The organism is Vreelandella maris (assembly GCF_013371085.1).
In the GTDB taxonomy this organism is placed as follows: domain Bacteria; phylum Pseudomonadota; class Gammaproteobacteria; order Pseudomonadales; family Halomonadaceae; genus Vreelandella; species Vreelandella maris.
Genome location: NZ_JABWCV010000006.1, coordinates 134,111 through 148,106 on the forward strand (window position 1 = coordinate 134,111; position 13,996 = coordinate 148,106).

General features: G+C 54.9%; 13 protein-coding genes. 8 read left to right on the top strand and 5 right to left on the bottom strand.

Annotation, left to right across the window (positions count from 1 at the left end; genetic code table 11):
* Positions 1-3: 3 nt before the first annotated feature.
* A complete protein-coding gene (locus HUO07_RS06960) occupies positions 4-393 on the top strand; it encodes a RidA family protein (protein ID WP_101145463.1) in 390 nt (129 codons plus the stop codon).
* 10 nt (positions 394-403) lie between these two features.
* Here the strand turns inward: HUO07_RS06960 and HUO07_RS06965 are convergent, their stop codons facing one another.
* Positions 404-1,285 carry an NAD(P)H-binding protein gene (locus HUO07_RS06965; protein ID WP_176302968.1) on the bottom strand — a complete coding sequence of 294 codons (882 nt, stop codon included), beginning with the start codon at positions 1,283-1,285 and terminating at the stop codon, positions 404-406.
* A gap of 234 nt (positions 1,286-1,519) precedes the next feature.
* Between HUO07_RS06965 and HUO07_RS06970 the strand changes: the two genes are divergently transcribed.
* Positions 1,520-2,449, top strand: coding sequence for a hydrogen peroxide-inducible genes activator (locus HUO07_RS06970; protein ID WP_176302969.1), 930 nt, complete (start codon positions 1,520-1,522; stop codon positions 2,447-2,449).
* On the top strand, positions 2,446-4,524 hold the full coding sequence (gene recG / locus HUO07_RS06975) for an ATP-dependent DNA helicase RecG (RefSeq protein WP_176302970.1): 2,079 nt from the start codon (positions 2,446-2,448) through the stop codon (positions 4,522-4,524). Before HUO07_RS06970 ends, recG begins: the two co-directional genes overlap by 4 nt.
* Here the strand turns inward: recG and yccS are convergent.
* The 4 genes from yccS to HUO07_RS06995 all read right to left on the bottom strand — a co-directional run bounded on the left by yccS (position 4,521) and on the right by HUO07_RS06995 (position 9,051).
* On the bottom strand, positions 4,521-6,725 hold the full coding sequence (gene yccS / locus HUO07_RS06980) for a YccS family putative transporter (protein ID WP_176302971.1): 2,205 nt from the start codon (positions 6,723-6,725) through the stop codon (positions 4,521-4,523). The two genes, recG and yccS, sit on opposite strands and share 4 nt — an antisense overlap.
* 334 nt (positions 6,726-7,059) lie before the next feature.
* On the bottom strand, positions 7,060-7,416 hold the full coding sequence (locus tag HUO07_RS06985) for a hypothetical protein (protein ID WP_008957129.1): 357 nt from the start codon (positions 7,414-7,416) through the stop codon (positions 7,060-7,062).
* Entirely contained in the window at positions 7,416-7,688 is a 273-nt protein-coding gene (locus HUO07_RS06990) for an HU family DNA-binding protein (protein ID WP_007112276.1), read from the bottom strand. The genes HUO07_RS06985 and HUO07_RS06990 overlap by 1 nt, the downstream gene beginning before the upstream one ends.
* Positions 7,689-7,815: 127 nt before the next feature.
* Positions 7,816-9,051, bottom strand: coding sequence for an NAD(P)/FAD-dependent oxidoreductase (locus HUO07_RS06995; protein ID WP_176302972.1), 1,236 nt, complete (start codon positions 9,049-9,051; stop codon positions 7,816-7,818).
* Between the two features lie 38 nt (positions 9,052-9,089).
* Here HUO07_RS06995 and HUO07_RS07000 point away from each other — a divergent pair, with 38 nt between their 5' ends.
* The 5 genes from HUO07_RS07000 to HUO07_RS07020 all read left to right on the top strand — a co-directional run bounded on the left by HUO07_RS07000 (position 9,090) and on the right by HUO07_RS07020 (position 13,334).
* Positions 9,090-9,701, top strand: a complete 612-nt coding sequence (locus HUO07_RS07000) for a chorismate--pyruvate lyase family protein (protein WP_340162492.1) — start codon at positions 9,090-9,092, stop codon at positions 9,699-9,701.
* A 35-nt stretch (positions 9,702-9,736) separates the two neighbouring features.
* Positions 9,737-10,630: a 4-hydroxybenzoate octaprenyltransferase gene (gene ubiA / locus HUO07_RS07005; protein ID WP_176302973.1), complete on the top strand. Its 894-nt coding sequence runs from the start codon at positions 9,737-9,739 to the stop codon at positions 10,628-10,630.
* Positions 10,631-10,736: 106 nt separating this feature from the next.
* On the top strand, positions 10,737-11,426 hold the full coding sequence (phoB, locus tag HUO07_RS07010; protein ID WP_008957133.1) for a phosphate regulon transcriptional regulator PhoB: 690 nt from the start codon (positions 10,737-10,739) through the stop codon (positions 11,424-11,426).
* Positions 11,427-11,428: 2 nt separating this feature from the next.
* A complete protein-coding gene (gene phoR / locus HUO07_RS07015; RefSeq protein ID WP_176302974.1) occupies positions 11,429-12,715 on the top strand; it encodes a phosphate regulon sensor histidine kinase PhoR in 1,287 nt (428 codons plus the stop codon).
* 310 nt (positions 12,716-13,025) lie between these two features.
* Positions 13,026-13,334 carry a hypothetical protein gene (locus HUO07_RS07020; RefSeq protein ID WP_246286538.1) on the top strand — a complete coding sequence of 103 codons (309 nt, stop codon included), beginning with the start codon at positions 13,026-13,028 and terminating at the stop codon, positions 13,332-13,334.
* Positions 13,335-13,996 lie beyond the last annotated feature (662 nt).

Consider the following 13,996-nt stretch of genomic DNA (forward strand, 5'->3'; position numbering starts at 1 on the left):
CGCATGAGCAATAAGGCTGTTATCAACACCAGCAAAGCCCCTGCTGCTATTGGCCCTTACTCCCAGGCTATTAAAGCGGGGAACACGGTGTATCTCTCAGGCCAGATTCCGCTGGACCCTACCACCATGACGATTGTCTCTGAGGATTTTGAAGCTCAGGCTCGTCAAGTCTTCACCAACCTGCAGGCGGTGTGTGAAGAAGCGGCGGGCTCGTTGAGCGATATTGTTAAATTGAATCTGTATTTGGTCGACTTGGATAACTTTGCGATTGTGAACCAAGTCATGGAAGAGTTCTTCACAGCGCCTTTCCCCGCCCGCGCCGCCGTCGGCGTGAAAGCGCTGCCCAAAGGCAGCCAGGTGGAAGCCGAAGCGGTCATGGTAATCGGCGATTAATCAGGTCGAGTTAGGCGCTGTTGACCTCTAGAAAGCCGCCTTCTTTCAGCACCTGTGCATACCCTTCGCGATAGCTGGGGAAGCGGAACTGATAACCAGTGCTAACAATGCGCTGGTTATCGCACCGTTTGCTGGCCCGACGGCGTAACGGTGACTGCATGGTTTCGCTGGCTTCAACTTTTAACTGAGTCGCCAGCCACATCATCACGTTATGCATCGTAACCGGCTCGCAGTCGCTGCCCAGGTAGATATCGGCCAGCGTTTCACCGCTCTCCTGATAGCGAATCAGGTGGGCGATAATGCCGGTGCAGTCGTCGCGGTGAATGCGATTGGAATAGATCACTGGAGTGATCGCCGCCACGCGGCCTTCAGCGACCTGATGAATTAGCCGGTCGCGGCCTGGGCCGTAAATGCCTGAGAAGCGAATGACCGTGCCGGGCAGCGGATGATTGATCAGCGCCTGTTCGGCTTCGCACATCAATGTGCCAGAGAAGCTGCTGGGGTCAGTGGGGCTCTCTTCATTGACTACTTCGCCTTCCTGCTGGCCATGTACGCTGGTTGAAGAGACGAAAAACACCCGGCGCGGCGGCGTCTTGTGCTGCTCCATCACACTTAGTACGCGCTTTAACCCTTCTGGGTAGGCGGTTTGATAGGCACTCTCTTCGAAACGGTCAGCGCTGACGGTATAAACCACATAGTCGGCGTGGGGAAGGCTTTTGGCATCGGCGTCTTCGAGCTCGTTTAAATCCAGCTTCAGCGGTTTAATACCGGTGTCTTTTAAGGCCTCGATGTTGCGCCGCATCCCAATCACTTGGTGTCCTTCCTCAAGCAACTCGCGCCCAAGGTTGATCCCAATATCGCCACAGCCGATAATCAGTACGGTTAGTTTCACCGTGCTCACTCCTCTTGATTAATATTCCCTATTAGATGCAAAGTCTCTACCAACATTGACCTTGAACTGTGTCATTGTCGGGTGAGAAAACCGTCGGCAGAGCTTGCTTGTCCTTTACCATCCCGCTGACTGCTATGATGCTAGGTTTTTCGTACAACACTATTTTCGTACAAACACTGTTTTCGTACATACCCTAGTCACAAGCTGCTACGAGAGGATGCCACTGGCACCGCTATGACTTTAACAGAACTTCGCTACATCGTAACCCTCGCCCAGGAGCGCCACTTTGGACGCGCGGCAGAACGCTGCCACGTTTCGCAGCCCACACTCTCCGTGGCGGTGAAAAAGCTAGAGGAGGAGCTTGAAACGCCGCTATTTGAGCGCTCCAAGTCCACTGTACAAGTTACCCCGCTGGGCGAAAAGATCGTTGCTCAGGCGCAGCGTGTGCTGGAACAGAGCACGCTGATTTTCGAGCTGGCCAGTAGCGGCAAAGACCAGTTGGCCAACCCGCTGCGCATTGGGGCGATTTATACGATCGGGCCCTACCTGTTTCCTCATCTGGTCCCTGCGTTGGCCAACGCGGCCCCGCAGATGCCGCTGTATATTGAAGAAGGCATGACCGGCACGCTGCGCGCCAAACTCAGAAGCGGTGAGCTGGATGTCATCATTGTGGCGCTGCCGTTTACAGAAACCGATGTAGTGACAAAGGCCATCTACGAGGAAGACTTTGAGGTATTGATGCCCGCCAATCACCCTTGGGTCTCGCGCGAAGCGATCAATAAAGAGGATTTACTCGAAGAGCGCCTACTACTGCTCGGTGAAGGTCACTGCTTCCGCGACCAGATTCTGGAAGCCTGCCCGGCGATTACCCAAAAGCTCAACAGCCCTAATAACACGCTGATTGCGGAAGGCGGCTCGCTGGAAACCATTCGCCATATGGTCGCTTCCCGGCTGGGGATTACCGTTCTACCGCAGTCGGCGCTGGGCAATAATCAGTATGAAAACGCCCTGCTGGTTAGCCGGCCGTTCGTAGCGCCAGCACCGTCGCGTACCGTGGCGATTGCCTGGCGGGCGAGCTTCCCACGCCCCAAAGCCATTGAGGCGCTGATTCAGGCGATCAGCCACTGCCAGCAGCCTACCCAGGCCGTGAAAAGCGCCCCATGAGCGATCTCTCCGCGCCCATCACCGCGCTGAAAGGCGTGGGCGAAGCGTTGTCGCTGAAACTTGGCCGGCTGGGGATTGAGCGGGTCAGCGATCTACTGTTTCACCTGCCGCTGCGCTATCAGGACCGTACGCGGCTGACGCCGATTGGCCTGCTGCGGGCAGGGCAGGAGGCGGTGATCGAAGGCGAAGTGACCGCCTGCGATGTGGTTAAAGGTCGCCGCCGCAGCCTGTTGGTACGCCTGCGTGATGCCAGCGGTATTCTGAGCCTGCGCTTTTTTCACTTTTCGCCTGCCCAGCAGCAACAGCTACGCCCTGGTGCGACGGTACGCGCCTTCGGTGAAGCGCGGGCCGGGGCAACCGGTTTAGAGATCTATCACCCCGAATACCGCCTCAGTGGTGGCAGTGAAACGCCAGTCGATGAGTATTTCACACCCATTTACCCCACCACGGAAGGCTTGAACCAACCCCGGCTGCGCGCTCTGGCTCAACAGGCACTCGGGCTTCTCGACAACGCACCCGAAGCGTTGCCCGATGTGATTCCCGAGACGCTGCTTCAGCGCTTTCAACTGCCGGGCTTGCACGCCAGCCTGCACTTGCTGCACCAACCGCCACCCGACGTGAATATAGAGCAGTTGACCAGCGGCCAACACCCGGCCACGCGGCGTTTAGCGCTGGAAGAGCTGCTTGCTCACCAGCTTAGCCTGCGCGAGGTTCGCTTGCGTATTCAGGCCGATGGCGCGCCCACGCTGCCCTCTGGGCGCAGCCTGCAGGCGCGCTTTTTGGCCCAATTACCGTTTGCGCTAACCGGCGCCCAGCGCCGCGTGCTGGAAGAGATCAGCCACGATTTAAGCCGCCCGGCGCCAATGCTACGGCTGATTCAGGGTGATGTGGGTTCGGGAAAAACCGTGGTCGCCGCCATGGCCGCGCTGAGCGCTTTGGCGGGCAATTGTCAGGCGGCGATTATGGCGCCGACTGAAATCCTCGCCGAGCAGCACTACCGCTCGTTTAAAGCCTGGTTTGAGCCGCTGGGTATTGAAGTGGCGTGGCTGGCGGGCAAGCTTAAAGGCAAAGCGCGGCTGGATGCCAAGGCAGCGATTGCCGATGGCCGTGCGCGTATGGTGGTGGGCACTCATGCACTGTTTCAGGGCGACGTGCACTTTGAGTGTTTGGGACTGGCAATTATTGATGAGCAGCACCGCTTTGGCGTGCATCAGCGCCTGGCGTTGCGCGAGAAAGGCGAAGCGGGCGGGCTTACTCCACACCAGCTGATCATGACTGCCACGCCGATTCCTCGCACTTTGGCCATGAGCGCCTACGCGGATCTCGATGTTTCGGTGATCGACGAGCTGCCTCCTGGGCGTACGCCAGTAAAAACCGTGGTAGTGCCCGATGAGCGACGCCCCGAAGTGGTGGAGCGCATTCGACTGGCCTGTAGCGAAGGTCGTCAGGCCTATTGGGTGTGCACGTTGATTGATGAGTCCGACGTGCTGCAGTGTCAGGCCGCCGAAGTTACCCGTGATGAACTAACGGAGGCGCTGCCTGAGTTGGCGGTGGGCTTGGTGCATGGACGGATGAAATCAAGCGAGAAAGCCGAGGTGATGACTGCCTTCAAAGCGGGGGAGCTGGATCTGCTAGTGGCTACCACGGTGATCGAGGTGGGGGTGGATGTACCCAATGCCAGCCTGATGATTATCGAAAACCCTGAACGCTTAGGGCTTTCTCAGCTTCACCAGCTGCGTGGCCGGGTAGGCCGCGGCAGCACGGAAAGCTTCTGTGTGCTGCTCTATCATCCGCCGCTGTCGAAAAGCTCCCGCCAGCGCTTGGCAGTGATGCGCGAAACCACCGATGGCTTCCGCATCGCCGAGAAAGACCTGGAAATCCGTGGTCCCGGCGAGGTGTTGGGCACCCGCCAAACCGGCTTGGCGCAGATGAAAATTGCCGACCTGGAGCGCGATGCCGACCTTCTGGAACGAGTGAGCACCATGGCCCAAACGCTACAGGGCAATCCTGAGATTACCGCCGTGCTGGTACGCCGTTGGTTAGGCGAAGCCGCAGGGCGCTATGGGCAGGTTTAAGCCGCTGTACGGCTGGCGGTGGGCGCTTCGCTTCCCACTAATCGATTTGCCGCCTCGCCTAGCGGGGCGAGCTGCTCTGTAATAAGACGGAGCTGGCTCTGAATAGGGCGATAAAGGGTGACGGCTTTTTCATCCGTAATAGCGGTATTCTGCCCTTCCAATTGGGCTAACAGTTCGGCGGTTTGATTCGCTAGCGCCTCTGTCGGCTGGCGTTTATTCAGCTGTTCTGCGATCTGGCCCAACAGCTCTCCAATGCGTTTTGCTACCGGCACCAGCGTGGCGTCGTCTTCATCGTCTGCCAACTGATGGCGGTGGGCGCCTAGCGCTGAAAGGTGGCTAAGCAGGGTGTTGGAGAGCACTAGAAAACGCAGCCCGTTATCCGCATCTAGCTTCCGGTAGTGCCCCGGCTCGTGGAGCATATTGGTGAGCAGGGTGGAGAGTGCCGCGTCAGCGTTATGAGCATTGCGCCGGGCTAGGCGATAGGCCAAGTCATCCTGCTTGCCTTCCTCGTACTGATGGATAATCTCTTCCAGGTAGCGGCGGTGGTTATTCAGCGCGTTGGCGGCCTCGCGGTAAAGCCTGCGTCCCTGCCAGTCGGGCAAAATAAAAAACACCGCTAAGCCTGCGATCAGCGAACCAATCAGGGTATCGAATAACCTGGGTAAGATTAGGTTATAGCCGTCGCCCACTTGGTTAAAGCTGCACAGTACCAGCAGGGTGATCGAGGCGGTGGCGACCACGTAGTGTTTTTCGCGGTTGGCGAAGAACGACACCCCAGCGGCCACGGCAATCATGCTCTGTACCAGCGGGTGCGGAAAGAGGCTGATCGACGCCCAGCCCACTACCAAGCCAAGTACCGTGCCCATTATCCGTTGGGACAAAAAACGCCGTGTGGTGGCAAAGTTAGGCCGGCAAACAAATAGGGTGGTGAGCAGAATCCAGAAACCCTGTTCGGGATCGATCCATTGCAGGACCCCGTAGCCAGTCATTAACGCAATCGAGAGCCGCACCGCATGGCGAAAGGTGGGCGAGCCAAGGGTAAAATTCAGGCGCACCCGCTTCCACGCTTCCAGCACGCTGGAGGGCGAGCGGTCATACAGTGAGCTATCGCGACGATCATCGCTGACACCCGGGTTATGGGCACTGGCGAGCTGGTTTTCCAACGTGGCCAGGTTCTCTGCTAGCGCACTTAATGGATAAAGCAGCGGGCGCCACTCGGGCTTACCTCGGTCGCGTAAATTCTCAATCGAAGCGTGTAAATCGGCCAGCGCCTCTTCGCTCTGCTGGTGGTCAAACGGCCGGTTGAGCAGCAGCGATTTCGCCAGTTGGCGGCAGGAGCGCCCCTGCTGATCCAGCAGCCTTTGGCAGCGAAACAGCACATCATGATGGAAGAACGCTTTGCTGAGCGCGCTGTAAGGATAGTGGGTAGAGCTGGCGCGCTCGTGAATATCCTGGGCAATAAAGTAAATACGCAGGTAGCGATTGAGCTTGCGATCGCCGCGCTGGCCTTCAAGCCGCCTAAAAATCATCTCTTTGGCTTGGTTGAGTGCATCGACCACTTTGCCGTTCTGGCGTGCCAGTGCTACCCGGCGGGCCTCCACGTCTACGCCCCGCACCGGTTCGAACAGCGCCGATTTCAGGATCAAAAACTCGCCCAGCGCTTTGTACACCCGCGCCATGCTTTGCTTCACCGGCTGGCGTGAAAACAGCGCGCACCACACCACCGAGATTAATCCGTACCAGACGGCCCCAGCCAACAACAGCAGTTGGCGTGCAGCCACGTCTTCATCTACCCCGCCGTGCTGCTCGATGTTGATCATCGAGTAGATCGAGAGTATCAGCGTGCCGGAGGCAATGGTGGCGTAACGCTGCCCAATGGCGCCGAGCATAATGAGGATAAACGTTGAAACGCCCAGGCCAACTACAAACAGCCACGGCCAGGGAAACAGCCACTGGACAATAAAAGACGCCGACGTAAAACACACCAGCGTGACCAGCAGGGCTTGAAAACGGCCTTGCCAGCTGTCGTCAGTTTCAGACAGCGCGCAGGCGATAATGCCCAGAAACAATGGAATAACTAGCGCTACATCGCCCATTAAACCGCTAAACAGCAGCGCACCGCTGAAGGCTATAAACACGCGCAGGCTGTAGGCGAATTTATCCAGCGTCCAAAGGCGCCGTAGCGGTAAAGAAATGGGCATAGAGGCTCTTATAAGGGATGTTAGACTTTAGTATAAATGCGTCAGGGCTAGATGTCGCTACCTCGTCTCTCAACGTTTGAGCATATAAAGTCGCTATTAAATTTTTATCAGTCGAGATGGTAGGGCTGATGCTGTTCCATTAAGGCAATAACTCACACAAGAGCGGCTATTGGCTGTTATGTTCGGCGACTCTTAGTGTTAGCGGGTGTGGCGGCGAGTTGGTTGGGCTGTGAGGCGGCATTTTTAGCGCTGGCAGGAGGGCCGGGGTAGCTGTGAACGTGCAGGTGGCGAGCAAAGACCCCAGCAGCAGCACTTTGCTGCGGGGGTCATCGCGCTACAAATACTTGAGCAGCTTCTGCAGCTTGTTCATGTCGGCGGAGTCGCCCACTAAACGCACGTTGCCACTCATCATGCCGTCAAGAAAGGCTTGCTGAGTTGGCTTTTTGAGCACTTTTAACGCGGTGGCTTGGTCTCGGAAACGCAGTTCAAGGTCTAAGTCGACGGGCAGCCCTTTACCGGTGCTGATGCCTTTCGGCGTCATCCGGTAGTGGCGGGCTATGCTTAGATCTTCCGTGGCGATTCCCCAGTCCAGGCCGCGCATGCGTTCTAACTGTTCACGAAAGCGCGGCTTGCGGCGCAGGGCACGTTTGAGCAATATGCCCAGTAGCCACAGCGTCAGCTTGAGCTTCATTAGGAAACGGCGTCCTTAAGTCCTTTGCCTGGCTTAAAGGCAACATTTTTGCTGGCCGGAATTTGTAGTGGGGCACCGGTTTGTGGGTTTTTACCGGTGCGTGCTGCGCGCTCACGTACCGTAAAGGTGCCGAAGCCGATCAGAGCGACATCTTCGCCCTTAGCAACGCTGTTAGTGATTTCATCCAAAATAACGTTCAGTACTTGGCCTGCTTTGTCTTTTGACAGGTCGGCACTTTCAGCGATGGCAGCAGCGAGTTCAGGTTTGCGCATAAGAAATCTCCCTTTAGTAAACAATCGAACTTTTGTTAAAGAATCGAGCGTAAAGCAAATGTAGGTTATTGGGCACGTCATCAGCACTAGGTTTGTTTCTCTAGCCTAGTCGTGAACGCAACGAAAATCAGCCTAGCAGCGTAGGTGCTGCTCTGGAAAGCTCCACTTTCCTTCTCACGCAGCCCCCTGTCAACGCAAAACCAATCAAACGTCCGTCTTTATTTTCGGCTAACGCACTGATATCACCACCTTCGCCTTCAATTCGCCAGCGTTCAGGTGGGGTGGTTGGCGGGTAGGCTACCACTGGCAGCAGAGGGGTTTTAACGACTATTGGCCAAGCGCCAAAGCTGACCGACGTGGGAGTGCCCGCAAGCGTTGCCGCCAATGCCTTGGCGCTCGCTTGCAACGGCTGCACGTACATTGCATTAACGCCATCGACGCAGGCCACATCGCCCAGAGCGTAAATATCGGGGTGTGAAGTGCGCAGTTGGCGGTCAACTTGTATGCCGCTCGGCGAGACGCTAAGACCCGCGGCTTCGGCAAGCGCCGTACGAGGCGTTATACCAGTTGCCATAAGTGCGAGATCGGCGCTGATAGCTTCGCCGTTATCCAACCGTAATACGATGTCGTCACCGCTGCTGGGTGCTAGTGAATCTATCGTGCAGCCTAAGCAGAGCCGGATGCCTGCCTCATTGAAGGCATCGCCCAGGGCGTTACCCAGTGGCGCGGGCAGCAGGCGGGGCAGTAGCGTAGCTTCAGGCGCTATGACGCTGACGTGATGACCTCCGGCGTGCAGATCATTTGTAAATTCACAGCCGACCAGCCCGGCGCCAACAATCGCCACCCTTGCTGGGCCTTGGCCTAACGCCTGATGAAAGCGTCGGTAGTCGTCTAAGTCATTAATGGTGAAGCAGCGTGGGGCTACGCTGGGGTCGATGCTGAACGGCATCCTGGGGGCAGCGCCGGTGGCTAATACCAGTGTGTCGTAGCTTAGTTTTTCAGAGCTAAGTTTTTCAGAGCTTAGTTTTTCATAGTTGGGCGCTTGTCCAGCGTCGAGAAGCAGTGTCCGGTTATCCACATCCAGTGCCGCCACGGGGGTGTGGGTAATGATGCGGGCGTTTAACTCATCGCCCAGCTCGGCAGCGTTTCGCTGGGCCAGTTTGTCGGGCGCTAGGCCTTTAGCGAAGCCGGTGGAGAGTAACGGTTTGCTGTAATCGTCACCGCTGTCAGCACTAATCAACGTGATTGACCGCTGGTCACCGAGACGGCGCAGTGCCCGGGCTAAGCCAATCCCGGCCATTCCCGTGCCAATAATGACCAGCGCAGCGTGGGATGAAGAGAGCTCTGGTTGTGAGGTGGGCATGCAGACACCAAAAAAGTCGCTGAAACAAAAGCCTGTTAGTGCTGCATGTTACACTAGCCGACCCGTTTATTGCCCTGGAGAACTTGGTGACGCCTGCAGCTTTTCGGCAAACTCCTCACTTTTCGCGCTGGCGGCCCGTTGATGCGGCGCGACCTGCCATGAGTACTTCCTGGTGGCAGTGGGTTGCCTCAACCGACTCATTAACCGCCCGCTTAATAGCCGCAGGAGGTGAAAAGCAGTTTCGCGTTCGACTGCTACGCCAGGGCGTAGGCTGGCCGCGAGCGGATGAGGCACGGGCGTTGGGCATTGCTCCCAAACGCTATGCATGGCTGCGTGAAGTCGCGCTGTGCTTGGATGAAACGCCGTGGGTGGTGGCGCGCTCCGTCGCCCCGCTTACTCAGTTAAAGGGCCAGCGTTTGGAAGGGTTAGGTGAACGCTCGCTAGGCAGTTGGTTATTTCGTCAGCCAGGTTTAATTCGCGGGCCGCTTGAGGCCACCTCCCATCCCCCCTTATTTGCTTGCATGAGCGGTATCGAAAGTGACTGTACCTGGGGCCGACGCTCGGTGTTTTATAACGGCGGGCTGTCGTTGTTGGTGCAGGAGTATTTTTTGCGTGCGATGGCGGATGACCTTGATCTGCCATCGCGCTAGGCTAGCGGCTGCATCTTATTTTTCGTGAGGTAAGCATGGATCGTTCACTGTTGCGGCCGAAGGGATGGGCTCGCGTGGCAGATTTTATACAGCTGATGCGTTTGGATCGACCCATTGGCACTTGGCTGTTGATGTGGCCGACGCTTTGGGCGCTGTGGATTGCCGCTGAAGGGGTACCCGGCCGTGATGTGCTGCTGATTTTTGTGGCCGGTGTTTACGTCATGCGCGCGGCTGGCTGCGTGGTGAACGATTATGCAGATCGCCATTTCGATGGCCATGTGAAACGCACTAAGCATCGCCCGCTCGCCACCGGCCGAATCAGCGAAACCGAGGCTCAATTGCTGTTTATTGGTTTGGTGGCCGCAGCGTTTATTCTGGTGCTACTGACTAATTGGTTTACGGTGCTGCTCTCGCTGGGCGGGGTATTTCTGGCAGTTATTTACCCGTTCATGAAGCGTTATACCCACTTTCCCCAGGTGGTGCTGGGGGCGGCATTCTCATGGGCAATTCCAATGGCCTTTGGCGCCGTGCTGGGCCATGTGCCGTTGGAAGCGTGGCTGCTTTTCTGTGCAAACGTGCTATGGACGGTGGCGTACGACACGCAATATGCCATGGTCGATCGCGACGATGATTTAAAAATTGGCATTAAATCGACAGCCGTGCTGTTTGGCGACGCGGATCGCCTGATAATCGGCCTACTCCAGGTAGCCACCCTGGGGTTGCTGGCATGGGTAGGCTGGCGGGTCGGGTTAGGTGGGTTCTTTTGGCTAGGGCTCGCTGCAATGGCGGCAACTTTCCTGCATCAGCAGCGCTTAATTCGTTATCAGGAGCGGGATCTTTGTTTCCAGGCGTTTCTGAATAATCACTGGTCGGGGCTGCTGATTTTTGCTGGTATTGCGCTAAGTTGGTGGCCTGCGGTGGGTCAGTAACTGCCATTGTCATGTAACTGTCATCAAGTCATGGTGTTATCGTCACTGACATGTCATTGAACTGTTTTCTTTGAACTGGCTTTTTTGCACACCGTGAGGCTCTGGTATGACCGCCAAAACCGTTCTGATTGTCGATGATGAATCGTCGATTCGCGAGATGATCGCGGTAGCGCTGGAAATGGCTGACTACCGTGTGCTCGAAGCAGATAACGCCCAGGATGCTCATGCCATGGTGGTTGACCACCAACCTGATTTATTGCTGCTTGACTGGATGATGCCTGGCACCAGCGGTATTGAACTGGCTAGGCGCTTGAAGCGCGAAGAAGCCACCGCCGAGATCCCCATTATTATGCTCACCGCAAAAGGCGAAGAGGATAATAAGATCCAAGGGCTTGAAGCCGGTGCCGATGACTATATCACCAAGCCCTTTTCGCCCCGCGAATTGGTGGCACGGTTAAAAGCAGTGCTGCGCCGCGCGACGCCGCGTGGCGTTGAAGATCCGATTGAGATTAATGGCCTGCTGCTTGATCCGGTAAGCCACCGGGTAAGCGCTCACGGCAAAGCGTTGGAAATGGGGCCGACCGAGTATCGTCTGCTGCAGTTTTTTATGACCCATCAAGAGCGCGCTTACACACGTAGCCAACTGCTTGACCAAGTATGGGGTGGTAATGTGTATGTCGAAGAGCGTACGGTCGATGTGCATATTCGCCGCTTACGAAAAGCGCTGGGCGATGTGCATCAAAACCTGATTCAAACGGTTCGGGGTACCGGATACCGTTTCTCTGCACGGGTGTAAATGTGCGCCTATGGAGCCGTGAACTGTGGCGTCTAGCGTGGCTGGCCACACTGGGTACTTGCTTAGGCTGGTTATTGGGCTCAGCAGGGCTAGGGCTTGCGGCAGGGCTTGCAGTATGTCTGTTTTATCACTTGCGGCAGCTACGCAAACTTTATTTATGGCTAACCCTACATCCTCACGATGAGCCGCCTGCCGCTCACGGTATGTGGGGTGAATTGTTTGATCGTTTATACCGCTATCAGAAAAGCCAGCGTATAACGCAAAGTCGGCTGCGCGCTACCTTGGCTCGTATTCAAGAGTCGTCTGAAGCGATGCGCGACAGTGTGGTCATGCTCGACCGCCACGGTGATCTGGAGTGGTGGAACAGCGCTGCAACGAACATGCTGGGGCTACAAACTGCCCATGATCGTGGTCAGCACATTACCAACCTACTGCGTGAGCCAAGCTTCATCCGCTACTTTAACGCGCGAGAGTATGGCGAGCCGCTAACGCTGACGTCGCCGATTGATGAGCGTCGAATCCTGCAGTATCAAATTACCCTGTACGGCGACGATGAACGGCTGGTAATGGCTCGGGATATCACGCGCTTGCACCGCCTGGAACAGATGCGGCGCGACTTTGTTGCCAACGTCTCTCACGAGCTGCGCACGCCGCTAACCGTCCTTTCCGGCTATCTGGAAACCTACAGCGATATTGCTGACCAGTTGCCTCCGCGTTTGGGTAAAAGCATCAACCAGATGCAGGAACAGACGCAGCGAATGCAAAATCTGGTCAATGATCTATTGCTGCTCTCCCGGTTGGAAATCGACCAGGGTGGGAAAGATCACCATCCGCTGTCGCTAGAGCCTTTGCTACAAAGCATTTGTGATGATGCGCTGGCGCTGTCGAATCAGCGCCATACCATTACTGTCGCGCTTGAAAGCGATGCACGCCTGCTGGGTAGTGAACAGGAAATTCGTAGCGCCATCTCTAACCTCGCCTTCAATGCCGTTCGCTATACGCCAGCAGGTAGCCACATCACCTTACGTTGGAAAGCTAGCGCGGCTGGCGGCGGCTGTATTGATGTGGAAGACAATGGTGAAGGTATCGATCCCGTCCATATTCCCCGACTAACCGAACGTTTTTACCGTGTCGATAAAGGCCGTAGCACCGCAACTGGCGGCACTGGCTTAGGCTTGGCGATCGTTAAGCACGTACTATTACGCCACGATGCGCAATTACAGATTGAATCCCACCCGGGTAAAGGGGCGCTTTTTCGCTGCTCATTTCCCGCTTCACGCCTTGTATAGGTCTCAGTAAGCGACCTCTCGCACCATACCTGTAAAGGTGTGCAATATTGGCATGTAAGGTTGGTAAGAGTTTACTCATGTGCCACTTTTATACAGCTTTTGAGCTTGGTATTTCTATTTGAACAGAGTGTTACAGCTTGCTTGGTTTTAATTAAATTATTGATTTTTAGGTTTTTAATTATATTGTTTTGGCTTTTGGCATGCCCGCTGCATTGTTAGAAATAAGGAAGACGACCGCAGGAAATGCTGGCTTTTATATAAGCCCTTCTTTCTTAACCAAGCGGTAACAAACAGCGATCGGAGGTGGAATATGATGTCCAAGGATTTACTCAAGAAAGCTGGCATTGTAGGTGTATCTTTTGGTTTGATGGCAAGCCCGTTAGCCTTTGCTCAAACAGATGAAAATTCAGCTATTGATGAAAATCAGGGGATTACAGCTGATGAGCAGCCAATGGAGCCGCAAAGTACTGACAGTTCAACGGTCAATAGTTCAGATGATGATCTAACCCAAGATGAAGGTGATGATGTTAGTGACATTGAATCTTCCTCAAGCAGCCATTCAGATAATGCAGAATTCGAAAAAGATGAGCTCGTAGAAAAAAATGACGGTACTAATTAATTAATTTTTGATATCGAAGAATGTCCTTTCAGCGGATGAAGGGGTGATTGACAGGATGTTACAAAGGTAAGGATGCTTTTCAGGTTCAAGGATGAATCACTAGGAAATCAAACGTTAGTCAGGGTTAATTCCAAGGTTGGAGTCCCGCACAAGGAGTGGAAGCTAACGTTAGTTATTACCTATAGCCTATTCTGATATCGGGCCCCGCTAGTCGGGGTCTAATTTTTTGCTGCCTGCTTTTTGTGGGTTTCTTATACTACATTTTCCTATTTTTACCTACCTACCTACCTACCTTTTTGTGGTCATGTCGTGAGCTATTCTCGCTCCATTCAATATGAGTAGACTACTACTCGATTACGTAGCACAGGCGCGATGAGGTTAGCTTTAAAAGTAATTCTGACTATTAGCTTTTGAGGACAAGTGTGCCATAAAGGCACAGACAATTTTGCGCATGTGCCATTTGTGCACATTTATTTTGCGCGCTTTTATTTTTATCAGCATAATATTGCGCGCAATAAATAATAAATAAGTTATTGTTTTAACTTAATTTTATTAAATTTAATAGAAGTTGGCATTGTAAATGCTCTATCAGGCCAGTGAGGTCACCGCAGAGAGAAGCGAGCCAGAAGGCCCTTCTTTCTTCACTTCAGCGGTATTAAGCA